Consider the following 22,807-nt stretch of genomic DNA (forward strand, 5'->3'; position numbering starts at 1 on the left):
ACGAGCCGCATCCTGCGCCTCATTTCGGAGTCTGGGCGGCCCACTCGGGGCCGCCAATGGTGCCTATCTTAGCTTGCGTTCTCGTCGCTGTCAGCCACCGGCGTCGCCGGCGCGTCTTCCAGCATGACCTGCTCGGGCGGCAGCGGTGCCGGCGTGGTGTCGACCACCGGACCGGACAGCGTTTCCATCTCGGAATCGGTCAGACCCGAAGCCGCGCGACGGCGCTTCGTGTGGTACGCCAGACCGGTACCGGCCGGGATCAGACGTCCGACGATCACGTTCTCCTTCAGGCCGCGCAGGCTGTCGCGGGTACCGCGAACGGCCGCCTCGGTCAGCACGCGGGTGGTTTCCTGGAAGGACGCGGCCGAGATGAACGACTCGGTCGCCAGCGAGGCCTTGGTGATGCCCAGCAGGACCGGATCGAACTTCGCCGGCAGTTCGCTCTTGGCGAGATGCTTGACGTTGTCCTCGATGACGCGCTGACGCTCGACCTGCTCGCCGTTGAGGAAGCGGCTGTCGCCCTGGTCGGAGATCTCGACCTTGCGCAGCATCTGGCGAACGATCACCTCGATGTGCTTGTCGTTGATTTTCACGCCCTGCAGGCGATAGACGTCCTGGATTTCCTTGGTCAGGTAGGACGCCAGTTCCTCGACGCCCTTCAGACGCAGGATGTCCTGCGGGCTCGGCTCGCCGTCGACGACCGTCTCGCCCTTCTCCACGTGCTCGCCTTCGAACACGATGATCTGGCGGTACTTCGGGATCAGCTCTTCATGATCCTCGCCGTCGACGCCCTTGATGATCAGGCGCTGCTTGCCCTTGGTGTCCTTGCCGAAGCTGACGATGCCGGAGATCTCGGCGAGGATCGCCTGGTCCTTCGGCTTGCGCGCTTCGAACAGATCGGCCACGCGCGGCAGACCACCGGTGATGTCGCGGGTCTTCGACGCTTCCTGCGGCACCTTGGTGACCACGTCGCCCACGCCGACAGCGTCGCCGTCCTGCAGGTTGACGATCGAGCGCGGCGGCAGCAGGTACTGCGCCGGCAGGTCGGTACCCGGGATCGACAGGTCGTTGCCCTTGGCATCGACGATGCGGACGATCGGACGCAGATCCTTGCCCATCGAGCCACGACGCTTGGGATCGGTGATCTCGCGCGACGCCAGGCCGGTCAGGTCGTCGGTCTTCTCGATGACGGTGATGCCGTCGACGAAGTCCACGAAGCGGATGAAGCCCGCGACTTCCGACACGATCGGGTGGTTGTGCGGATCCCAGTTCGACACGGTCTGGCCGGCCTTGATCGCATCGCCGTCATTGACGGTGATGGTCGCGCCGTAGGGCAGCTTGTAACGCTCGCGCTCGCGGCCGTGGCCGTCGAGCACCGACAGTTCGCCCGAGCGCGACACGGCGACGAGGTTGCCGCTCTCGTGCTTGACGTGCTTGAGGTTGTTGAACTTGATCGAACCCGTGGTCTTGACCGTCACGTTGTCGATGGCGGCCGCACGCGACGCCGCACCACCGATGTGGAACGTACGCATCGTCAGCTGGGTACCCGGCTCACCGATGGACTGCGCGGCGACGACGCCGACCGCTTCGCCCTGGTTGACCAGATGACCACGGCCGAGATCGCGGCCGTAGCACATGGCGCAGACGCCGAAGCTGCTTTCGCAGCTGATCGTCGAACGCACCTTGATGGACTGCACGCCGGCTTCTTCGAGCTTCTGCACCCACTGCTCGTCGAGCAGCGTGTTGCGGGTGACGATCGGATCCTCGTCGTTGCCCGGCAGGAACACGTCCTCGGCCACGACACGACCCAGCACGCGATCGCGCAGCGGCTCGACGACATCGCCGCCCTCGACGATCGGCGTCATCGTCAGACCATCGACGGTGCCGCAGTCGGTGGTGGTGATGACGACATCCTGCGCCACGTCGACGAGACGACGGGTCAGGTAACCGGAGTTCGCGGTCTTGAGCGCGGTATCGGCCAGACCCTTACGGGCACCGTGGGTGGAGTTGAAGTACTCCTGGACGTTCAGGCCTTCGCGGAAGTTTGCGATGATGGGCGTCTCGATGATCGAGCCGTCCGGCTTGGCCATCAGGCCGCGCATACCGGCCAGCTGACGGATCTGCGCCTGCGAACCACGCGCACCGGAGTCGGCCATGATGTAGAGCGAGTTCATCGACTTCTGGTCGATGGTTTCGCCCTTTGCATTGAGGACCTTCTCGGTACCGATCGTGTCCATCATCGCCTTGGCGATGCGCTCGTTCGTACGCGACCAGATGTCGACGACCTTGTTGTAACGCTCGCCGGCGGTGACCAGACCCGACTGGTACTGCTGCTGGATTTCCAGCACTTCGGTCTCGGCCTCGACCAGGATGCCGGCCTTCTCGCTCGGGATGGTCATGTCGTTGATACCGATCGACACACCCGCACGCGTCGCGTTGCCGAAGCCGGTGTACATCAGCTTGTCGGCGAACACGACCGTGTCCTTCAGACCCAGACGGCGGTAGCAGGCGTTGATCAGGCGCGAGATGTTCTTCTTGTTGAGCTCGGTGTTGGCCAGCTCGAACGGCAGGCCGTCGGGCATGATCTCGAGCAGCAGCGCACGACCCACGGTCGTCTCGACGATCGAGGTCACCTTCTCGCGCGAGCCGTCCTCGCCGATCACGGTCTGCTGGATGCGGACCTTGATCTTGGCGTGCAGGCCGGCGGCCTTGTTGTCGAACGCGCGACGCACTTCGGCGATGTTCGCGAAGATCATGCCCTCGCCCTGGATGTTCTCCAGCGCACGGGTCATGTAGTACAGACCGAGCACGACGTCCTGCGACGGCACGATGATCGGCTCGCCGTTGGCCGGCGACAGGATGTTGTTCGACGCCATCATCAGCGCACGCGCTTCGAGCTGGGCTTCCAGGCTCAGCGGCACGTGGACCGCCATCTGGTCACCGTCGAAGTCGGCGTTGAACGCGGTACACACCAGCGGATGCAGCTGGATCGCCTTGCCTTCGATCAGCACCGGCTCGAACGCCTGGATGCCCAGACGGTGCAGCGTCGGCGCGCGATTGAGCATGACCGGATGTTCGCGGATCACCTCTTCGAGGATGTCCCACACCTCGGCTTCTTCGCGCTCGACCAGCTTCTTGGCGGCCTTGATCGTCGTGGCGAGGCCACGGCGCTGCAGCTTGGCGAAGATGAAGGGCTTGAACAGCTCCAGCGCCATCTTCTTCGGCAGGCCGCACTCGTGCAGGCGCAGCGTCGGGCCGACCACGATGACCGAACGGCCCGAGTAGTCGACGCGCTTGCCCAGCAGGTTCTGGCGGAAGCGACCCTGCTTGCCCTTGATCATGTCGGCGAGCGACTTGAGCGGGCGCTTGTTGGTACCGGTGATCGCACGGCCGCGGCGGCCGTTGTCCATCAGCGCATCGACCGATTCCTGCAGCATGCGCTTTTCATTGCGCACGATGATGTCGGGCGCATTGAGTTCGAGCAGGCGACGCAGGCGGTTGTTGCGGTTGATGACGCGGCGGTACAGATCGTTGAGATCTGAGGTCGCGAAGCGGCCACCGTCCAGCGGCACCAGCGGACGCAGGTCCGGCGGCAGCACCGGCAGCACGGTCATGATCATCCACTCGGGACGGTTGCCCGACTCGATGAACGCCTCGACCAGCTTGATGCGCTTGGTCAGACGCTTGAGCTTGGTTTCCGAACCGGTGGCGGCGATCTCTTCCTTCAGGCGGACGATTTCGGCCTGCAGGTCGATCGTGCGCAGCAGGTCGTAGACCGCCTCGGCGCCCATCGCGGCGTCGAAGTCGTCGCCGTGTTCCTGGCGCATCTGCATGTACTGCTCTTCGTTGAGCAGCTGGCTGCGCTCGAGCGGGGTCAGGCCCGGCTCGGTCACGACGAACGCTTCGAAGTACAGGATGCGTTCGATGTCACGCAGGGTCATGTCCAGCATCAGACCGATGCGCGACGGCAGCGACTTGAGGAACCAGATGTGCGCGACCGGCGACGCCAGGTCGATGTGACCCATGCGCTCGCGGCGCACCTTGGCCAGCGTGACTTCGGTGCCGCACTTCTCGCAGACCACGCCACGGTGCTTCATGCGCTTGTACTTGCCGCACAGGCACTCGTAGTCCTTGATCGGACCGAAGATCGCGGCGCAGAACAGGCCGTCGCGCTCGGGCTTGAACGTGCGGTAGTTGATCGTCTCGGGCTTCTTCACCTCGCCGAACGACCACGAACGGATCAGGTCCGGGCTGGCGAGCGCGATCTTGATCGCGTCGAAGTCCGGAATCTGGCGCTGCTGGTTGAAGAGGTTGAGCAGGTCTTTCATGTCATTACTCCGGGAATGGGGAACCTGGGGTGGGATGCATCGCTGTCGCGCGCGGCGCGCTCATGCGCCGCGCGGCGGACTCCCTGCCTCAGTGCTCCTCCAGCTCCATGTTGATCGCCAGCGAACGGATTTCCTTGACCAGCACGTTGAACGACTCCGGCATGCCGGCCACCATCTCGTGCTCGCCGTCGACGATGTTCTTGTACATCTGGTTGCGGCCCTGCACGTCGTCGGACTTCACCGTCAGCATTTCCTGCAGGGTGTAGGCCGCGCCGTAGGCTTCCAGCGCCCAGACTTCCATTTCGCCGAAGCGCTGGCCGCCGAACTGCGCCTTGCCGCCCAGCGGCTGCTGGGTGACGAGCGAGTACGGACCGGTCGAACGCGCGTGCATCTTGTCGTCCACGAGGTGGTTGAGCTTCAGCATGTGCATGTAGCCCACGGTCACCTCACGCTCGAACGCCTCGCCGGTGCGGCCGTCGAACAGACGGTGCTGACCACTGGTCGGCATGTCCGCCAGCTCGAGCATCGCCTTGATCTCCGACTCCGCCGCGCCGTCGAACACCGGGGTGGCCATCGGCACGCCGTCGGTCAGATTGCCGGCGAGCTTCAGCAGCTCCTCGTCGCTGAACTGCGACAGGTCGACACGCTGTGCGAACGTCGCCTTGTCGTGGTTGTAGATCTGGTCGAGGAAGCTGCGCAGTTCGGCCACCTTGGCCTGCGCGTCGAGCATCCGCTGGATCTTCTCGCCGAGACCCTTGGCCGCGAGGCCCAGGTGCACTTCGAGGATCTGGCCGATGTTCATACGCGAGGGCACGCCCAGCGGGTTCAACACGATGTCGACCGTGTTGCCGTTGGCCATGTGCGGCATGTCCTGCACGGGCACGATGGTCGACACGACACCCTTGTTGCCGTGACGGCCGGCCATCTTGTCGCCAGGCTGGATGCGGCGCTTCACGGCCAGGTACACCTTGACCATCTTCAGCACGCCCGGTGCGAGGTCGTCGCCCTGGGTGATCTTGCCGCGCTTGTCGGCGAAGCGCTTCTCGAACTCCTTCTGGTGCGCGTCGATCTGCTTCTGCGCACGTTCGATCGCGTCGGCCGCGTCCTCGTCCTTCATGCGGATCTGGAACCAGTCGGACTTCTTCAGGCCGTCGAGCACCAGCGAGCTGACCGTGTCGCCCTTCTTCAGGCCGGGACCGCCGTTGGCGACCTTGCCCTGGATCTGCGAACGCAGACGCGCATAGATCGCGCTTTCGAGGATGCGGAACTGGTCGTCGAAGTCCTTCTTGACGCGCTTGATCTCGGACTCTTCGATCTGCTTGGCGCGCTTGTCCTTCTCGATGCCGTCACGGGTGAAGACCTGCACGTCGATGACCGTGCCGTCCATGCCCGGCGGCACGCGCAGCGAGCTGTCCTTCACGTCGGACGCCTTCTCGCCGAAGATCGCACGCAGCAGCTTCTCTTCCGGGGTCAGCTGACTCTCGCCCTTCGGCGTGACCTTGCCGACCAGGATGTCGCCGGCGCGGACTTCCGCACCGATGTACACCACGCCGGATTCGTCGAGACGGTTGAGCGCGTTCTCGGACACGTTCGGGATGTCGGCGGAGATTTCCTCCGGACCCAGCTTCGTGTCGCGGGCGACCGCGGTCATTTCCTCGATGTGGATCGTCGTGTAACGGTCTTCCTTGACGACGCGCTCCGACAGCAGGATCGAGTCTTCGAAGTTGTAGCCGTTCCACGGCATGAACGCGACGAGCATGTTCTGGCCCAGCGCGAGCTCACCGATGTCGGTCGAGGGACCGTCGGCCAGCACGTCGCCGCGCGCGACCACGTCACCCACGTTCACCAGCGGACGCTGGTTGATGCAGGTGTTCTGGTTGGAGCGCGTGTACTTGATCAGGTTGTAGATGTCGACGCCGGCATCGTGCTCGCCAGAGATCTCTTCTTCATGCACCTTGACCACGACGCGGCCGGCATCGATCTGCTCGATCACGCCGCCACGGCGGGCGTTCACGGTCACGCCCGAGTCGCGCGCCACGGCGCGCTCGATACCGGTACCGACCAGCGGCTTCTGCGCACGCAGCGTCGGCACGGCCTGGCGCTGCATGTTGGCGCCCATCAGTGCGCGGTTCGCGTCATCGTGCTCGAGGAACGGGACCAGCGCCGCTGCGACCGACACGGTCTGCATCGGCGAGACGTCCATGTAATGGATCTCCGCCGGCGGCTTGAGCAGCGACTCGCCCTGGAAGCGGCAGTCGACGAACTGCTGCGTCATCGTGCCCTTCTCGTCCTGGACGGCATTGGCCTGCGCGATGACGTAGTCGTTCTCTTCGATCGCCGACAGATATTCGATGTCGTCGGTGACGCGGCTGTCGACGACCTTGCGGTACGGCGTCTCGAGGAAGCCGTAACGGTTGGTGCGTGCGAACGTCGCCAGCGAGTTGATCAGGCCGATGTTCGGGCCTTCCGGCGTTTCGATGGTGCAGACGCGGCCGTAGTGCGTGGGATGCACGTCGCGCACTTCGAAGCCGGCGCGCTCGCGGGTCAGACCGCCCGGGCCCAGGGCCGAGACGCGACGCTTGTGCGTGACTTCCGACAGCGGGTTGTTCTGGTCCATGAACTGCGACAGCTGCGAGGAGCCGAAGAATTCCTTGACCGCCGCCGCGACCGGCTTGGCGTTGATCAGTTCCTGCGGGGTCAGGCCATCGGCCTCAGCCATCGTCAGGCGCTCGCGCACGGCGCGCTCGACGCGGACCAGGCCCACGCGGAACACGTTCTCGGCCATCTCACCGACCGAACGCACGCGGCGGTTGCCGAGGTGGTCGATGTCGTCGACGACGCCGCGACCGTTGCGGATCTCGGTCAGCACGCGGATGACGTCGAGGATGTCCGAGGTCTGGCCGAACTCGCCGCGCAGACGCACCGAATCCTCGTCCTTGCGCTCGGCGAAGTAACGGGCGTCATACAGCACAGACGCGCCGGTGACTTCCTTGCGGCCGAGGCGACGGTTGAACTTCATCCGGCCCACGCCCGACAGGTCGTAGCGCTCGAAGGTGAAGAACAGGTTGTGGAACAGGTTCTGTGCGGCGTCCTTGGTCGGCGGCTCGCCGGGACGCATCATGCGGTAGATCTCGACCAGCGCATCGAGCTGCGTCTTGGTCGAGTCGATGCGCAGGGTGTTCGACAGGTACGGGCCACGGTCGAGGTCGTTGACCCAGATCGTGCCGATGGCTTCGATACCCGCCTTGCGCAGCGCTTCGAGCGTCTCGATCGAGATCTCGTCGTTGGCGGTCGCGACCAGCTCGCCGGTCGACGGATCGATCACGTCGTGCGAGAGGATCTGGCCGACCATGTACTCGTCCGGCACCGCCAGCGCAGTGATGCCCGAGGCCTCGAGCTGCTTGACGTGGCGCGCGGTGATGCGCTTGCCGGCTTCGACGATGACCTTCTCGCCGTCGAGCAGGTCGAAGTTCAGCGTTTCGCCACGCAGGCGCTCCGACACCAGCTCCAGCTGCACGCCCTCGCCTTCCGGCAGGATGTGGTAGCTGTTGATGTCGAAGAACTCGTTGAGCATTTCTTCGTTGTTGTAGCCGAGGGCGCGCAGCAGCACCGACACCGGCAGCTTGCGGCGGCGGTCGATACGGGTGAACAGCGCGTCCTTCGGGTCGAACTCGAAGTCGAGCCACGAGCCGCGATACGGGATCACGCGGGCGCTGTAGAGCAGCTTGCCCGAGCTGTGGGTCTTGCCGCGGTCGTGGTCGAAGAACACGCCGGGCGAACGGTGGAGCTGCGAGACGATGACGCGCTCGGTGCCGTTGATGATGAAGGTGCCGTTCTCGGTCATGAGCGGAATCTCGCCCATGTAGACCTCCTGCTCCTTCACGTACTTGATGGCCTTCTGCGACGACTCGCGGTCGTAGATCACCAGGCGCACGGTGACGCGCAGCGGGGCGCCGTAGCTCAGGCCACGGTTACGGCACTCGCGCTCGTCGAAGCCGGGCTCGCCGAGCTTGTAGCCGACGTATTCCAGGGCGGCGTAGCCGTTGTAGCTGACGATCGGGAACACCGACTTGAGCGCGGCATGCAGGCCACGGTCGTCGCGCTGGGTCGGATCGCGGTCGGCCTGCAGGAATTCGCGGTAGGAGTCGACCTGGATGGCCAACAGGAACGGCACCTCGAGAATCTCACGGCGCTTGCCGAAGTTCTTGCGGATGCGCTTCTTCTCGGTGAACGAGTAGGTGGGTTGGAGCTGGGACGTCGTCATGGAAGTACGCCTCGATGAATCGGTGGACCGCATCGCGGTCCGGGAACATGAGTTGCCACTGGGTAGTCGCTGGTATTGCCGGCACCAGCACGCCATCTCCCGCTACTACCCACTGACCACTGCGTCAGTTGTCTTGTTACGGGCCGCCCGATTTCAGGAACGACCAAGGGCCGGGAGCTTTCGCCCCCGGCCCCGGTGCATCGCAAGCATGTGCTGCGATGCCAAGTGCCGCTTACTTGATTTCGACGGCCGCGCCTGCGGTCTCGAGATCCTTCTTGATCTTCTCGGCTTCTTCCTTCGTGGCGCCTTCCTTGACGTCCTTCGGTGCGCCTTCGACCAGGTCCTTGGCTTCCTTCAGACCCAGGCCGGTGATGGCGCGGACCACCTTGATGACCTCGACCTTCTTGTCGCCGGCGGCCTTCAGGACGACGGTGAACTCGGTCTGCTCTTCGACAGCGGCAGCCGGGCCGGCAGCAGCAGCCGCGGCGACCGGAGCAGCAGCGGAGACGCCGAACTTCTCTTCGATGGCCTTGACCAGCTCCATCACTTCCATCAGGGACTTCTCGGCGATGGCGTCGACGATCTGTTCGTTGGTAAGGGACATTGTGATTACCTTTGAAAAATTTTCTGGGATAGGTTTCGTTGAACCGGCAGGCCGGACTTAAGCCGTTTCGGCCGTCTCGGCAGCTGCTTCCGCAGGTGCTTCGTCGCCACCGCCCTGCTTGTCGCCGACGGCCTTGACGGCACGGGCGAACATCGCAGCGGGTTCGGACAGCACGCGGGCCAGCATGGACAGTGCCTGGTCGAGCGTCGGCAGCGAGGCCAGCACATCGACATGGCCGGCCGGATACAGCTGGCCTTCCACGACGACAAGCTTCGGCACCAGCTTGTTGTTGTCCTTCGCGAATTCCTTGATCAGGCGACCGGCTGCGCCGGGCTCCTCGGTCGAGAACGCATACAGCAGCGGGCCCACCAGCGAGTCCTTGGAGCACTCGTAGCTGGTACCTTCCACCGCACGTGCGGCCAGGGTGTTCTTGACAACGCGCAAGTACACACCGGTCTCACGAGCCTTCTTGCGCATCGCGGTCATTTGACTGACCGTGGTGCCCACGTACTCGACAGCAATCAGGGAGTGGGCGTTCGCGGCGACTTCTGCCAGCTCGGCGACAACTTCCTGCTTCTGGGACAGATTGAGAGCCATTAATCACTCCTCATTGTGAACTCCGCTCACGGCTCCTGCCGCTTGCGGTCCTGAGCGGCGCCCATCCGTGGGTGCCGGGGATGCGTGACGCATCCCGGTGGTGGCCTTCTGCCTGGCTCGACGGATGTCGCACCAGAAAACTTCAGAGAGGCATCACCATCTACGCAGGCCACTCGGTGCGAGCACCTCGGGATTAAGCGATCTCGATCATTCGGTGGCGGCGACTCCCTGCCAGTTCGAGCATCCCTGCCCGTCGCCACGTCGATCTCGACCGCGCCTGCGGTCTTTGACGGCGCCGCGCCGGACCTGGGTCCGTCGCGATGCCCCCAAAATCGTGCCGCCCCGCACGCGGGACAGCACGCTTGTTACGTTGCGATCAGCGCGCGATGCTCAGCGACGACTGGTCGACGGTGACACCCGGACCCATGGTCGAGCTCACTGAGATCTTCTGCAGGTACTGGCCCTTGGCGGTGGCCGGCTTGGCCTTCACCAGGTCGGCCAGCAGCGCCTGCAGGTTTTCCTTCAGCTTGTCCGCATCGAAGTCGGCCTTGCCGATCGTGCAGTGGATGATGCCGGCCTTGTCGGTGCGGTAACGGACCTGGCCGCCCTTCGCATTCTTCACTGCCTCGCCCGGGTTCGGGGAGACGGTGCCGACCTTCGGGTTCGGCATCAGGCCGCGCGGGCCCAGGACCGTACCGAGCTTGCCGACAACGCGCATCGCGTCCGGCGTCGCGATCACGACGTCGTAGTTGATGTCGCCGGCCTGCATCTTCTCGGCCAGGTCGTCCATGCCGACGATGTCGGCACCGGCGGCCAGGGCTTCGTCGGCCTTGGCACCGGCCGGCGCGAACACCGCGACGCGGACGCTCTTGCCCGTGCCCTGCGGCAGCACGGTCGAGCCGCGCACCTGCTGGTCGGACTTGCGCGCGTCGACGCCGAGGCGGACGGCGACGTCCACGGCTTCGGCGAACTTCGCGCTGCTGTTGTCCTTGACGATCTTCAGGGCGTCATCGATGCCGTAGCTCTTGCCCGGCTGCACGGCAGCCTGGATGCTCTTCTGTCGCTTGGTCTGTGCCATGGTCTCAGCCCTCCACCGTCAGGCCCATCGAACGGGCGGAGCCCGCGATGGTGCGCACTGCTGCTTCCAGCTCGGCCGCCGTCAGATCGGCTTCCTTCGCCTTGGCGATTTCTTCGAGCTGCGCGCGCGTCACCTTGCCCACCTTCTCGGTGTTCGGACGCTTGGAGCCCGAGGTCACACCTGCCGCCTTCTTCAGCAGCACCGATGCCGGCGTGCTCTTGGTGATGAAGGTGAAGGTACGGTCCGAGTAGGCCGTGATGATGACCGGGGTCGGCAGACCCGGCTCGAGCTTGGAGGTCGCTGCGTTGAACGCCTTGCAGAACTCCATGATGTTCAGGCCGCGCTGACCCAGCGCAGGACCGACCGGCGGCGAGGGGTTGGCCTGACCGGCCTTGACCTGCAGCTTGATGTAACCGACGACTTTCTTCGCCATTGTCTTCTTCTCTCCGGGTGCTAGCGCCTTGGATCAGGCTCCCCATCGTTCCGGGAATACACGTGTCCCGGATTCACGTTGTCCATCTCGCGCGAAAGGCCGCCCATACGGCGGCCTGTGCGGTTGCCCGGCGCGGCCAGACAGTGAGCCGCGCACTATAGCAGGGTTTCGCGCACCCGTCACATCCGGATGCGGCGGGGGTCAGGCCTTCTCGACCTGCCCGAATTCCAGCTCGACCGGGGTCGAGCGGCCGAAGATCAGCACTGCGACGCGCAGGCGGCTCTTCTCGTAGTTCACTTCCTCGACGACACCGTTGAAGTCGTTGAACGGACCATCGGTCACGCGGACCATCTGGCCGGCCTCGAACAGCACCTTCGGACGCGGCTTCTCGACGCCTTCCTGCACACGATCCAGGATCACGGCGGCCTCGTCGTCGCGGATCGGCAGCGGACGGTCGGCGGTGCCGCCGATGAAGCCCATCACCTTCGGCGTTTCCTTGACCAGGTGCCAGCTCTCGTTGTCCATGCGCGGAATGCCGCCGTCGTCCGTGGTCAGGATCTGCACCAGCACGTAACCCGGGAAGAACTTGCGCTCGGAACGGCGCTTCTGGCCGGAGCGCATCTCGATCACTTCCTCGGTCGGCACCAGCACGTCGCCGAACTTGTCCTGCATCTCGGTGCGCACGATGCGATCGCGCAGCGCCTGGGCCACCGACTTCTCGAAGCCGGAATAGGCATGCACGACGTACCAGCGCTTGACGCCTTCGGTTTCCATCTGAATCGTTACTCCGTCACTGCCTCAGAACGAGGCGGATGAGCCACTGGATGACCTGGTCGAAGCCGGCCAGCATCAGGCTGATGAGGATCACCGCGATGATCACGATCCAGGTCAGCCGGATCGCCTCCTGCCGCGTCGGCCAGACGACCTTGCGCAGCTCGAAGCGGGTTTCCGAAAAGAATTCGCGGGTTTTGTGGCCCCGGGTCGTCGTCAGGAACACTGCGACGGCGCCGACGAGACACAGGCCGACGATGATGCTGCGGACCACGGTCGCCAGCTGCGGCTGAAGCCAGTAGAACGCGAAAATACCGCCCACCACCAGCGCCACTGCAGCGGCGTACTTGGCGAAGTCCGCTGAGGACCCGCCCTTCGATTGTTCCACTCTGCTGTTCAAGTCCCGGCGACTCATCGGTTGTGCGACTGCTCGGTTGGCAGGCCAGGCCGCGCTGCGCCAGACCTCGCGCGGAGAATCCGCGAATGGCACGCCAGGAGGGACTCGAACCCCCAACCTGCGGTTTTGGAGACCGCTGCTCTGCCAATTGAGCTACTGGCGTGTAGATGGAACACCCGCCGCCCGCGAAACTTCCGGAGACGGCGAAGGCGGACCGGGTTTCCGGCCCGCCCTGTCGCGGTTCTGCGGGGTTGGCACCCTGCAGATCCACTGGATCCCCGCGTGACCAGCCTTTCGACTGTTGGAACGCATCCCGCCGGGACGAACTTCGGCCCGGGCGTGCAATCGCACACCCGGGCCGTCAGATCACTTGATGATCTTGGCCACCACGCCGGCGCCGACGGTACGACCGCCTTCGCGGATCGCGAAGCGCAGGCCTTCGTCCATCGCCACCGGGTTGATCAGCGTGACCACCATCTTCACGTTGTCGCCCGGCATCACCATCTCGGTGCCTTCCGGCAGCTCACACGCACCCGTGATGTCGGTCGTGCGGAAGTAGAACTGCGGACGGTAGCCCTTGAAGAACGGCGTGTGACGGCCGCCTTCGTCCTTCGACAGGACATAGACCTCGGCTTCGAACTCGGTGTGCGGCTTGATCGAACCCGGCTTGGCCAGCACCTGGCCACGCTCGACGTCGTCACGCTTGGTGCCGCGCAGCAGCAGACCGGCGTTGTCGCCCGCCTGACCCTGGTCCAGCAGCTTGCGGAACATTTCGACGCCCGTGACGGTCGTCTTCTGCACCGGACGGATACCGACGATTTCGATTTCTTCGCCGACCTTGATCACGCCGCGCTCGATACGACCGGTCACGACCGTGCCGCGGCCCGAGATCGAGAACACGTCTTCGACCGGCATCAGGAACGCCTTGTCGATGTCACGCTCCGGCTCCGGGATGAAGCTGTCGAGGGCGTCGACCAGCTTCAGGATCGCCGGCACGCCGATGTCGCTCTGGTCGCCTTCCAGCGCCAGACGGGCCGAGCCGTGGATGATCGGGGTGTCGTCGCCCGGGAAGTCGTACTTCGACAGCAGCTCGCGCACTTCCATCTCGACCAGCTCGAGCAGCTCGGCGTCGTCGACCATGTCGGCCTTGTTCAGGAACACGACGATGTGCGGCACGCCGACCTGACGCGACAGCAGGATGTGCTCGCGGGTCTGCGGCATCGGGCCGTCAGCCGCCGAACACACCAGGATCGCGCCGTCCATCTGCGCAGCACCGGTGATCATGTTCTTGACGTAGTCGGCGTGACCCGGGCAATCGACATGCGCGTAGTGGCGCGTCTCGGATTCGTATTCGACGTGCGCGGTCGAGATCGTGATGCCGCGCGCCTTCTCTTCCGGCGCCGCGTCGATCGCGTCGTAGGCCTTGAATTCGCCGCCGAAGCGTTCCGCACCGATCTTCGTCAGCGCCGCCGTCAGCGTCGTCTTGCCGTGGTCAACGTGACCAATCGTGCCCACGTTCACGTGGGGCTTGGTGCGCTCGAACTTACCCTTAGCCATGGCTGCCTTGTCTCGAAATCTGGTGAGTTGGTGACTGCTTGCCGCGTCGGCCCCGCGATGGAAGCGGAGCCGCGGAGTGATGGTGCTCACGAAAGGAATCGAACCTTCGACCTCCTCCTTACCAAGGAGGTGCTCTACCGACTGAGCTACGTGAGCAACGATTTGAAACTACAGGATGCGGCGGGGTGCAATGGAGCGGGAGACGGGGATCGAACCCGCACCATCAGCTTGGAAGGCTGAGGTTCTACCATTGAACTACTCCCGCGCCGGGATCCCGCTTACCGCATTACAACCTGTCGCACTGCATGTGTTCCACCTTGAAAATGGTGGAGGGAGGTGGATTCGAACCACCGAAGGCGTAAGCCAGCAGATTTACAGTCTGCCCCCGTTGGCCGCTTGGGTATCCCTCCGGCGCTTTCGTGTTGCCGGTGAAAACAGCCCGCGATTTTGGCCCCAGTTCCTGATCCTGTCAACGCCGTATTGCGACGAATCGAAGCCGGAACCTTCGCCCCGCGCACAATCACTGCAGCGGGGCGCGCATCTTACCGGTCGGCGCGCCCGGACGCCATGGTCATCTCGTCATCGCGGCCGATGGCCACGTGCGGTACGCCGTCGGCGCCGATCCAGCCGCGGTACATGCCTTCGGTATTGAAGGGCATCGCGACCCGGCCATCGGCGCCCAGCGCGATGGCGCCGCCATTGCCACCCATGCCCGGAATCTCGACGTTGATCACCGTCTCGGCCGCGGTCGCGACATCCTCGTCCAGCAACGCGACCCGGCTGCAGATCGCGTGGGCGGCGGCAGTGCGCAGGTAGAACTCGCCCCAGCCGGTCCCGGACACCGCGCATTGCCCGTCGGCCCAGGTGCCCGCCCCGATCACCGGCGCGTCGCCCACGCGGCCCCAGCGCTTGTCGGTCATGCCGCCGGTGGAGGTGCCGGCCGCCAGCCGGCCCTCGGTATCCAGCGCCACTGCGCCGACCGTGCCGAAATAGCGCAACGGATCGTCGGCCACCGCGGCCTGCGCATTGCGCGCGGCGTCTGCATCGGCCTTCGCCTTCTGCAGCTGCTGCCAGCGCTTCTCGGTCCGGAACCAGGCGGGATCGACGAACTCGATGCCGCGGCTCTGTGCGAACGTCTCGGCGCCCTCGCCGACCAGCATGACGTGCGGCGAGTGCTCCATGACCTGGCGCGCGAGCTGGATCGGATTGCGGATCCTGCGCACGCCCGCAACCGCGCCCGCCGCACGCGATGCACCGTCCATCAGCGAGGCATCGAGTTCGTTGATGCCGTCATGGGTGAACACCGCGCCGCGGCCGGCATTGAACGCCGGATCGTCCTCGAGCACGGTGATCGCGGCGACCACGGCATCGAGCGCCGGACGTCCGTCCTGCAGCAATGCGTGCCCGGCACGCAGCGCCTGGGCAAGAGCCTCACGCGCGGCCTCGGCTTCCGCGGGCGACAGCCCGGCGCGCACCACGCCCGCGCCGCCATGCAACACCAGCACCGGCGCCGGCGTGACCGGTGGCTCGGCCGCGCGAACGGGCGCGCACAGGGCAGCGACTGCGAGCGCACAGCTCACGGACAGGGCGAGAGGACGCATGGCGACTCCAGGATTCGAATGACGGACCGCAGTGTAGGCGGGCGATGGCCGACCCGGCACCCGGATCGCCGGCGCACCGCGCGCGAGTGATGCGCGGGCCGCCGAAGCTCGAAAACGCGAAAGGCGCCCATCGGGCGCCTTTCATGCAGCGTGGAGGCGGCAGGCTCAGACGTTGAAGCGGAAATGCATCACGTCGCCATCTTTGACGATGTATTCCTTGCCTTCCAGGCGCCACTTGCCGGCTTCCTTCGCCGCGGCTTCGCCGCTGTAGCGGATGAAGTCGTCGTAGCCGACCACTTCGGCGCGGATGAAGCCCTTCTCGAAATCGGTGTGGATCACCGCAGCGGCCTGCGGCGCGGTGGCGCCGATCTTCACCGTCCACGCGCGCACTTCCTTGACGCCCGCGGTGAAGTAGGTCTGCAACGCCAGCAGGCCATAAGCCGCGCGGATCACGCGATTGAGGCCCGGCTCTTCGAGGCCGAGATCGGTCAGAAAGGCATCGCGGTCGGCATCGTCGAGCTGCGAGAGTTCTTCCTCGATCGCCGCCGACACCGGCACCACCTCGGCGCCCTCGCCCGCCGCGCGCGCGCGCACGGCGTCGAGGTGCGGATTGTTCTCGAACCCGTCCTCGAGCACGTTGGCGATGTACAGCACGGGCTTGTTGGTCAGCAGGAACAGGTCGCGGATCGCGATCTGGTCGTCATCCGACAGCTTCAGCGCGCGCACGGGCTGGCCATCGGCCAGGCCCTTGTGCACGCGGCCCAGCACCTCGGCGCGGACCTTGGCGTCCTTGTCGCCGGTCTTGGCCGAACGCTCGGCGCGCTGCAGCGCACGCTCGACGGCATCCAGATCGGCCAGCGCGAGCTCGGTATCGATGGTCTCGATATCTGCGATCGGGTCGACCTTGTTGTTGACGTGGATGACGTCGGGATTCTCGAAGCAGCGCACGACGTGCGTGATCGCGTCGACCTCGCGGATGTGCGACAGGAACTTGTTGCCCAGGCCCTCACCGCTGGCCGCGCCCGCGACAAGACCGGCGATGTCGACGAACTCGACCGCCGTCGGCAGCACCTTCTGCGGCTTGACGATCGCCGCCAGCGCATTGAGGCGCAGATCCGGCACCGGCACGATGCCGACGTTCGGCTCGATGGTGCAGAACGGGAAATTGGCCGCGGCGATACCCGCCTTGGTCAGCGCATTGAAGAGGGTCGACTTGCCGACGTTCGGCAGACCGACGATGCCGCATTTGATGCCCATGGGTGATCCGTGATTCGGGATTCGTGATTGGTGATTCGAAGCAGCAGCCGACGCCGCGACCTGACGAATCACCAATCACCAATCACCAATCACCAATTACGGCTTCACCGTATGCAACCGCGTCATCGCATCCATGAAATTGCCGTCCATCGCCAGCGGCAGCACGTCGATCGCATCGTCGATCGCGCGGCCGATCAGGATGTCGTCGTCGGCGCTGGCACGCCCCAGCACCCACGGCGTGACCTTGTCCTTGCTGCCCGGGTGACCGATGCCCACGCGCAGCCGGTGGAAACCGCCGTGCCCGAGGAGCTTCATCGTGTCGCGCAGGCCGTTCTGCCCGCCATGGCCGCCGTCGAACTTCAACCGCGCGGTGCCCGGCGGCAGATCCAGTTCGTCGTGCGCCAGCAGCGCCTGCTCGGGTTCGAACTTCCAGAACCGCAGTGCGACGGTGACCGACTTGCCGCTGAGATTCATGAAGGTGGCCGGCTTCAGCAGCCAGACCGGCTGGCCCGCGATGTCGATCTTCGCAGTCTCGCCGAACAGCTTGCTGTCGAGCCGGAACGACGCGCCCGCCCTGGCGGCGAGTTCGTCGACAAAACGGAACCCGGCGTTGTGCCGGGTCCGTGCGTATTCGGGTCCGGGATTCCCCAGCCCGACGATCAGTCGCAGTCCTGCCATCGATACGGCAACGCGGGCGCGCCCGAAGGCGCGCCCACGCGACGATTACTCGTCGTCCTTCGCGGCCTTGGTGGCCGGCACGACGGCCGACGCGTCGTCGGTCTCTTCCGGCTCGGCTTCCACGCGGCCGTGCTTGGCGACGACGACGGCGACGTCGTGGTCCGCGCCCAGCGCCAGCTCGGGGATCTCGACACCCTTCGGCAGCTTGACCTGCGAGAGGTGGACGATATCGCCGACGACCATCGCACCGAGATCGATCTCGATGAATTCCGGCAGGTCGCCCGGCAGGCAGGTCACGGTGACTTCGTTGAGCTCGTGCGTGATCACGACGTCGGCAGCCTTGCCGGCCGGCGAGGTGTCTTCGTTGACGAAGTGCAGCGGCACGGCGGTGCGGATCGTCTCGTTCGCGTTCACGCGCTGGAAGTCCAGGTGCATGATCTGCTGCTTGAACGGATGACGCTGCATGTCACGCAGCAGCACCTTCTGGACGTCGCCGTTGAGGCTCAGGTCGAGGATCGACGCGTAGAACCACTCGTGCTGGCTGGCGAGCCAGACATCGTTGTGGCTCAGCTCGATGCTGACCGGCTTGAGGTCACCGCCGTAAACGACGGCAGGCACGTTGCCGGCAAGACGAAGACGGCGGCTCGCACCCTTCCCTTCGTCTTCGCGGCGCTGCACCTTGATTTCATGTTGAGTTGCCATGGTGAACTACCTACTTGAAGTGAACCGTCTCGCGACGGTTTGAACGACTCGCCCGCGACCAGGCGAGTCAGGTGCCGGCGGACGCCGGACATGTCGTGCTCGCCCGGGAAGACCCGGACGCTGAAGCAATTCTCAGTCGACGTAGAGCGAACTCACCGACTCGCCGAAGGCGATGCGGCGGATCGTCTCGGCCAGCAGCTCGGCGACGCTCAGCTGGCGGATACGGCTGCAGGCACGCGCCGCGTCCGACAGCGGAATGGTGTCGGTGACGACCATCTCGTCGAGCTGCGACTTCTCGATGTTGTCGATCGCCGCACCCGACAGCACCGCGTGGGTGCAGTAGGCCACGACCTTCTCGGCGCCGTTCTTCTTCAGCGCGGCGGCCGCGGCGCACAGGGTGCCGGCGGTGTCGACGATGTCGTCCACCAGCACGCAGGTCTTGCCCTGCACGTCGCCGATGATGTTCATCACCGTCGAGACGTTGGCGCGCGGACGGCGCTTGTCGATGATCGCCAGGTCCGCATCGTCGAGGCGCTTGGCGATCGCGCGGGCGCGCACCACGCCGCCCACGTCGGGCGAGACCACGATCAGGTTGTCGGTGCCATGCGCGCGCCAGATGTCGGCCAGCAGCAGCGGCGAGGCATAGACGTTGTCGACGGGAATATCGAAGAAGCCCTGTATCTGGTCGGCATGCAGGTCGATCGTCAACACGCGATCGGCGCCGGCGACGGTCACCATCTTCGCAGCGACCTTGGCCGTGATCGGCACGCGCGACGAGCGCAGCCGGCGATCCTGGCGCGAGTAGCCGAAGTACGGAATCACCGCTGTGACGCTGGCGACCGAGGCGCGCTTGAGCGCATCGATCAGCACCAGCAGTTCCATCAGGTTTTCGGCCGACGGCGCGCAGGTCGGCTGGATCACGAACACGTCCTGGCGGCGGACGTTTTCCTCGATCTCGACCTGGACCTCGCCATCGGAGAAGGTGGAGACCAGCGCCTTGCCCTGGCGCACGCCCAGTTCGCGGCACACGGACTTGACCAGCGCACGATTGGCGTTGCCCGAAAAAATCAGGAGATTGCGTTCTTCTTTCATGTCTGCTGTTCCGCGTCGCTCTGACCGAGCGGATGGGAGGACCGGGCCGGAGCTCGGAGAGGATGGCAGGGGCGGCAGGATTCGAACCTGCGAATGCCGGGATCAAAACCCGGTGCCTTAACCACTTGGCGACGCCCCTGTGAATCCAGGATCTGAGATTCGGGAGTGGGGGCTCGCAAGTCCCCACTCCCTAATCCCGTATCCCGGCCTCCAGCAGATCGAGCAACGGCGAGCGCGCTGCACCGGCCACCACGCGACTGCGAACCCGCGATGCGACCTGCGCGTGCGCGGCTTCGGCGAGTTCGCGTGTGGCGAATTCGACGAAGCACCCGCTGCCCGTCCCGGTCAGACGCGGCGTTCCCACCTGCGATAGCGCAGCGAACACGGCCTCCACGGCAGTTTCCCGGCGACGCAGGACCGGCTCGAACGCATTGTCGAGCGCTGCACCTGACACGAAGTCGGCCATTGTCGCGGGCGCAGCATTTCGCGTCAATTCAGCGGACTGGAACAGGGCTGCGGTGTTCACGTGCACGCCGGGATCGGCGAGCAGATACCAGGCCGGCGGCAGGTCGATCGGCACCAGCGCCTCCCCTACCCCTTCGGCCCAGGCATTGCGCCCGTGGACGAAGACTGGCACGTCGGCGCCCAGCGCCAGGCCGATTCCGGCCAGCCGGTCCACGCCCAGATCCAGGCCCCACAGGCGATCCAGCGCACGCAGCACGGTGGCTGCATCGGAGGAACCGCCGCCAAGGCCGGCGCCCGACGGAGTGCGCTTTTCGACGGCGATGTCCGCCCCTTGAGCGACGTTGGCCGCATTCTTCAAGGCATGCGCGGCTTTGACGACGAGATCGTCGTCCGCCGCCAGACCCGGCAGGGTGTCGCCATGGCGCACGATGCGGCCGTCGTCGCGCAGGCGGATATGCACGGTGTCGCCCCAGTCCAGCAGCCGGAACACCGTCTGCAGGACGTGGTAGCCGTCCGCCCGGCGCCCGGTGATGCGCAGGAACAGGTTCAGCTTTGCGGGAGCCGGCCAGGCCTGCCAGCCCGCACCGTCCGGCGGCGCGGTCATGGCGTGGACGCGGGGTCGAGCGTCCAGGCGTCGACGATCAGGCGCACGCGCGCGGTGTCGCGCTCGGCATTGATGCGCAGCGGCAAGGCCGGCGCACCGTCGGCCGGCACCGGCTGCCAGTCGATGTAATCGATGATCCAGCCGTCCTGGCGCAGGCGCGCCAGCTGGCCGTCGGCGGTGTATTCCACCTGCGCCTCGCCGGAAACGGCCGCATCGGCGCGGGTGCCGGTGGCCCAAGCGGCCAACGCGACGACCGGGATGTCGAAGCCGGTGGCCTCCCACAGCAATGCACCGACGTCCGCGCCTTCGCGCGGACCACCCGCCAGACCATCGATGCGCGCACCGGCCGGGCCGCCGCGCAGCTGCCAGCTCTGCCGCGTGACCGGCGCGGCCAGCGAGACCTCGAACGCGTCGCCGGCCTGACGCCAGTCGATGCGTCCGCTGCCGCCATCGCGGCCGTTGGACATCGCCACGCGTCCGCTGAACCCGTAGGCGGGCAGCGCGCGCACCGCGGCCTCACGCGCCGCCAGGCGCGCCTCGGCAGCGCCGCGGGCGTCGGCATCGAGCACGGCGGTCTCTGCCGGCGGGCGCACGGGCACGCTGGTACACGCGGTCAACACGGCCACGCAGCCCACCAGCAGGACACGTCGCGCACTCATGCGCCGGTGGTCTCGAGCGCACGCAACAGCGACCGGTTCTCCGGATCGATCGCGCGCGCCTCGTCGAAATACTTGCGCGCCTCGTCCCGACGGCCCATGACCCACAGCACCTCGGCGATGTGCGCGGCGACCTCGGCGTCCTTCATCATCGAATACGCGCGGCGCAGTTCCACCAGCGCCTCGGCGTGGCGGCCGAGGCGATAGAGCACCCAGCCGTAGCTGTCGATGATCGCGGCGTTGTCGGGCTCGGCCAGGCGCGCGCGGTCGATCAGCTCCAGCGCTTCGGTGTAGCGCTGCGTGCGATCGGCGAGCGTGTAGCCCAGCGCGTTGAGCGCGGCGATGTTCTCGGCATCCTGGACGAGCACCCGGCGCAGGTCGGCTTCGGCGCGCGGGATGTCGTCGCGGCGTTCCCACATCAGGGCGCGGGCATACAGCATTCCGGGATCGTCGGGCATCGCGCCGAGGGCGCGGTTGTAGACGTCGAGTTCGGTCGGGTCGTCGTTCTCCGCGCGCAGTTCGGCTTCCAGCAGATAGGCGCCGCGGCGCATGTCGTCATCGGCGGTGGCGTCGGACTGCAGCGCGCGCAAGCGCTGCCAGGCGTCGTCGCGGCGACCGAGTTCGTGCAGGACGCGCGCGCCGCGGATCCGGGCCTGCTGCCGCTCCGGCCCACCGGGCACGGTGTCGTACCACTCCAGCGCTTCGTCGTACTGCTCCAGATACTCGGCCATCTGCCCGAGCAACAGACGCTGCGCCGGATTGGGCGTCAGCGCGACCGCCTTGACCTCTTCATAGAGGGCGGCCAGCGCCTCCTTGTTCTCGGCCCGCGCCAGCAGCGAGGCCCGCACCACGTAGGTCCGCCCGTCCTGCGGTCCCTTGCCGAGCGTGCGCTCGGCCTCGGCGAAATCGCCGAGCGCCTCGTATTCCACCGCGATCGCCAGGCGCACGTCGGGCGCGATCAGCGCGGCGTCCTCGCCCATCGCGACCAGTGCGGCGCGCGCTTCTTCGGGACGTCCGGATTCGCGCAGCTGGCTGGCGCGCAGCAGCGCCACGCGCGGCTCGCCCGGGAACCTGGCGACGATGGTGTCGAGGATGCGCTCGGTCAGGTCGACGCGGTCCAGGCGCTGGGCCAGACCGCCGAACGCCATCCAGGCCTGCAGCACGTCCGGGATGGCGCCGTCGGTGACGATGCGGTCGAGCAGGCGCACGGCCTGCTCGGGATCGCGTCCGCCGCCCGAGAGCACGGTGAACGCATGCCGCCAGCCGGTGGGATCGGGGCTGCGCAGCAGGGTCTCGAGCTGGCGGCGCGCGACCCGGTCGCGGCCGGCGCGCAGCGACAGCGTCGCCTCGGCTGCCAGCATCGGCAGCGAGTCCGGCGCATTGCGGCGCCACAGGTCCAGCGCCTGCGCGGCGCGGCGGTCATCGCCGGCCAGCAGGGCGATCCTCGTGGCCCGCTCGGCCAGGCCGGCATCACCACCGGATTCGCGGGCGGCAGCCAGATACCAGTCGGCCGCCTCGTCCAGCCGCCCGGCCTGAACCGCGAATTCACCGGCCAGCGTGGCGCCGAGCAGGTCGTCCTGGAGCACGTCACCGCCCGCGGCGGGCGGCCGGGCCTGGCTGGTACAGGCGATCCCGAGCAACGGGACCAGCAATGCCGCACGCAGCCGCGCGGACCAAACGGAGTCGAAAACGGGCATCTGGGGCAACCGGGCCGTAAAATGGG

17 protein-coding genes and 5 tRNA genes are annotated in these 22,807 nt (G+C 66.1%); all 22 read right to left on the reverse strand.

Features of this window, described 5'->3' with window-relative positions; genetic code table 11:
- Nucleotides 1-68: 68 nt before the first annotated feature.
- Entirely contained in the window at nucleotides 69-4,328 is a 4,260-nt protein-coding gene (gene rpoC, locus AC3A5K_RS06075) for a DNA-directed RNA polymerase subunit beta' (protein WP_487616614.1), read from the reverse strand.
- 88 nt (nucleotides 4,329-4,416) lie between these two features.
- Nucleotides 4,417-8,592: a DNA-directed RNA polymerase subunit beta gene (rpoB, locus tag AC3A5K_RS06080; protein ID WP_487616615.1), complete on the reverse strand. Its 4,176-nt coding sequence runs from the start codon at nucleotides 8,590-8,592 to the stop codon at nucleotides 4,417-4,419.
- A gap of 232 nt (nucleotides 8,593-8,824) precedes the next feature.
- Nucleotides 8,825-9,196: a 50S ribosomal protein L7/L12 gene (rplL, locus tag AC3A5K_RS06085; RefSeq protein ID WP_310238735.1), complete on the reverse strand. Its 372-nt coding sequence runs from the start codon at nucleotides 9,194-9,196 to the stop codon at nucleotides 8,825-8,827.
- A gap of 57 nt (nucleotides 9,197-9,253) precedes the next feature.
- Nucleotides 9,254-9,793 carry a 50S ribosomal protein L10 gene (rplJ, locus tag AC3A5K_RS06090; protein ID WP_487616616.1) on the reverse strand — a complete coding sequence of 180 codons (540 nt, stop codon included), beginning with the start codon at nucleotides 9,791-9,793 and terminating at the stop codon, nucleotides 9,254-9,256.
- Between the two features lie 376 nt (nucleotides 9,794-10,169).
- Nucleotides 10,170-10,871: a 50S ribosomal protein L1 gene (gene rplA, locus AC3A5K_RS06095; RefSeq protein WP_487616617.1), complete on the reverse strand. Its 702-nt coding sequence runs from the start codon at nucleotides 10,869-10,871 to the stop codon at nucleotides 10,170-10,172.
- 4 nt (nucleotides 10,872-10,875) lie between these two features.
- Nucleotides 10,876-11,304 (reverse strand): 50S ribosomal protein L11, encoded by a 429-nt coding sequence (rplK, locus tag AC3A5K_RS06100; protein WP_310238741.1) that lies wholly within the window; start codon nucleotides 11,302-11,304, stop codon nucleotides 10,876-10,878.
- A 201-nt stretch (nucleotides 11,305-11,505) separates the two neighbouring features.
- Nucleotides 11,506-12,078 carry a transcription termination/antitermination protein NusG gene (gene nusG, locus AC3A5K_RS06105; RefSeq protein ID WP_487616618.1) on the reverse strand — a complete coding sequence of 191 codons (573 nt, stop codon included), beginning with the start codon at nucleotides 12,076-12,078 and terminating at the stop codon, nucleotides 11,506-11,508.
- A 16-nt stretch (nucleotides 12,079-12,094) separates the two neighbouring features.
- Nucleotides 12,095-12,475 (reverse strand): preprotein translocase subunit SecE, encoded by a 381-nt coding sequence (secE, locus tag AC3A5K_RS06110; protein WP_487617062.1) that lies wholly within the window; start codon nucleotides 12,473-12,475, stop codon nucleotides 12,095-12,097.
- Nucleotides 12,476-12,559: 84 nt separating this feature from the next.
- A tRNA-Trp gene (locus tag AC3A5K_RS06115) sits at nucleotides 12,560-12,635 on the reverse strand.
- 203 nt (nucleotides 12,636-12,838) lie between these two features.
- Nucleotides 12,839-14,029, reverse strand: a complete 1,191-nt coding sequence (tuf, locus tag AC3A5K_RS06120) for an elongation factor Tu (protein ID WP_487616619.1) — start codon at nucleotides 14,027-14,029, stop codon at nucleotides 12,839-12,841.
- Between the two features lie 80 nt (nucleotides 14,030-14,109).
- Nucleotides 14,110-14,185, reverse strand: a tRNA-Thr gene (locus AC3A5K_RS06125).
- 35 nt (nucleotides 14,186-14,220) lie between these two features.
- Nucleotides 14,221-14,294, reverse strand: a tRNA-Gly gene (locus tag AC3A5K_RS06130).
- A 59-nt stretch (nucleotides 14,295-14,353) separates the two neighbouring features.
- Nucleotides 14,354-14,439 (reverse strand) — tRNA-Tyr (locus tag AC3A5K_RS06135).
- A gap of 132 nt (nucleotides 14,440-14,571) precedes the next feature.
- Nucleotides 14,572-15,630 carry an isoaspartyl peptidase/L-asparaginase family protein gene (locus AC3A5K_RS06140; protein ID WP_487616620.1) on the reverse strand — a complete coding sequence of 353 codons (1,059 nt, stop codon included), beginning with the start codon at nucleotides 15,628-15,630 and terminating at the stop codon, nucleotides 14,572-14,574.
- Between the two features lie 165 nt (nucleotides 15,631-15,795).
- A complete protein-coding gene (gene ychF, locus AC3A5K_RS06145) occupies nucleotides 15,796-16,887 on the reverse strand; it encodes a redox-regulated ATPase YchF (protein ID WP_487616621.1) in 1,092 nt (363 codons plus the stop codon).
- Nucleotides 16,888-16,983: 96 nt separating this feature from the next.
- Nucleotides 16,984-17,565 carry an aminoacyl-tRNA hydrolase gene (gene pth, locus AC3A5K_RS06150; RefSeq protein ID WP_487616622.1) on the reverse strand — a complete coding sequence of 194 codons (582 nt, stop codon included), beginning with the start codon at nucleotides 17,563-17,565 and terminating at the stop codon, nucleotides 16,984-16,986.
- Between the two features lie 45 nt (nucleotides 17,566-17,610).
- Nucleotides 17,611-18,267, reverse strand: coding sequence for a 50S ribosomal protein L25/general stress protein Ctc (locus tag AC3A5K_RS06155; protein WP_487616623.1), 657 nt, complete (start codon nucleotides 18,265-18,267; stop codon nucleotides 17,611-17,613).
- A 132-nt stretch (nucleotides 18,268-18,399) separates the two neighbouring features.
- A complete protein-coding gene (locus AC3A5K_RS06160) occupies nucleotides 18,400-19,359 on the reverse strand; it encodes a ribose-phosphate diphosphokinase (protein WP_487616624.1) in 960 nt (319 codons plus the stop codon).
- A 63-nt stretch (nucleotides 19,360-19,422) separates the two neighbouring features.
- Nucleotides 19,423-19,498: transfer RNA gene (locus AC3A5K_RS06165), tRNA-Gln, on the reverse strand.
- A gap of 51 nt (nucleotides 19,499-19,549) precedes the next feature.
- Entirely contained in the window at nucleotides 19,550-20,428 is an 879-nt protein-coding gene (gene ispE / locus AC3A5K_RS06170; protein ID WP_487616625.1) for a 4-(cytidine 5'-diphospho)-2-C-methyl-D-erythritol kinase, read from the reverse strand.
- Nucleotides 20,425-21,087, reverse strand: coding sequence for a lipoprotein insertase outer membrane protein LolB (lolB, locus tag AC3A5K_RS06175; protein WP_487616626.1), 663 nt, complete (start codon nucleotides 21,085-21,087; stop codon nucleotides 20,425-20,427). Before lolB ends, ispE begins: the two co-directional genes overlap by 4 nt.
- Nucleotides 21,084-22,781: a tetratricopeptide repeat protein gene (locus AC3A5K_RS06180; protein ID WP_487616627.1), complete on the reverse strand. Its 1,698-nt coding sequence runs from the start codon at nucleotides 22,779-22,781 to the stop codon at nucleotides 21,084-21,086. The genes lolB and AC3A5K_RS06180 overlap by 4 nt, the downstream gene beginning before the upstream one ends.
- Nucleotides 22,782-22,807 lie beyond the last annotated feature (26 nt).

This window comes from Luteimonas sp. Soil_C_5, from assembly GCF_057656615.1.

Coding starts and splice junctions, on each gene's coding strand:
- ispE (WP_487616625.1), bottom strand. CDS start 20,428: ATGACCGCGCCGCCGGACGGTGCGGGCTGGCAGGCCTGGCCGGCTCCC.
- tuf (WP_487616619.1), bottom strand. CDS start 14,029: ATGGCTAAGGGTAAGTTCGAGCGCACCAAGCCCCACGTGAACGTGGGC.
- AC3A5K_RS06155 (WP_487616623.1), bottom strand. CDS start 18,267: ATGGCAACTCAACATGAAATCAAGGTGCAGCGCCGCGAAGACGAAGGG.
- AC3A5K_RS06180 (WP_487616627.1), bottom strand. CDS start 22,781: ATGCCCGTTTTCGACTCCGTTTGGTCCGCGCGGCTGCGTGCGGCATTG.
- rplK (WP_310238741.1), bottom strand. CDS start 11,304: ATGGCGAAGAAAGTCGTCGGTTACATCAAGCTGCAGGTCAAGGCCGGT.
- nusG (WP_487616618.1), bottom strand. CDS start 12,078: ATGGAAACCGAAGGCGTCAAGCGCTGGTACGTCGTGCATGCCTATTCC.
- lolB (WP_487616626.1), bottom strand. CDS start 21,087: ATGAGTGCGCGACGTGTCCTGCTGGTGGGCTGCGTGGCCGTGTTGACC.
- rplA (WP_487616617.1), bottom strand. CDS start 10,871: ATGGCACAGACCAAGCGACAGAAGAGCATCCAGGCTGCCGTGCAGCCG.
- AC3A5K_RS06140 (WP_487616620.1), bottom strand. CDS start 15,630: ATGCGTCCTCTCGCCCTGTCCGTGAGCTGTGCGCTCGCAGTCGCTGCC.
- rplJ (WP_487616616.1), bottom strand. CDS start 9,793: ATGGCTCTCAATCTGTCCCAGAAGCAGGAAGTTGTCGCCGAGCTGGCA.
- rpoB (WP_487616615.1), bottom strand. CDS start 8,592: ATGACGACGTCCCAGCTCCAACCCACCTACTCGTTCACCGAGAAGAAG.
- rplL (WP_310238735.1), bottom strand. CDS start 9,196: ATGTCCCTTACCAACGAACAGATCGTCGACGCCATCGCCGAGAAGTCC.
- pth (WP_487616622.1), bottom strand. CDS start 17,565: ATGGCAGGACTGCGACTGATCGTCGGGCTGGGGAATCCCGGACCCGAA.
- rpoC (WP_487616614.1), bottom strand. CDS start 4,328: ATGAAAGACCTGCTCAACCTCTTCAACCAGCAGCGCCAGATTCCGGAC.
- AC3A5K_RS06160 (WP_487616624.1), bottom strand. CDS start 19,359: ATGAAAGAAGAACGCAATCTCCTGATTTTTTCGGGCAACGCCAATCGT.
- ychF (WP_487616621.1), bottom strand. CDS start 16,887: ATGGGCATCAAATGCGGCATCGTCGGTCTGCCGAACGTCGGCAAGTCG.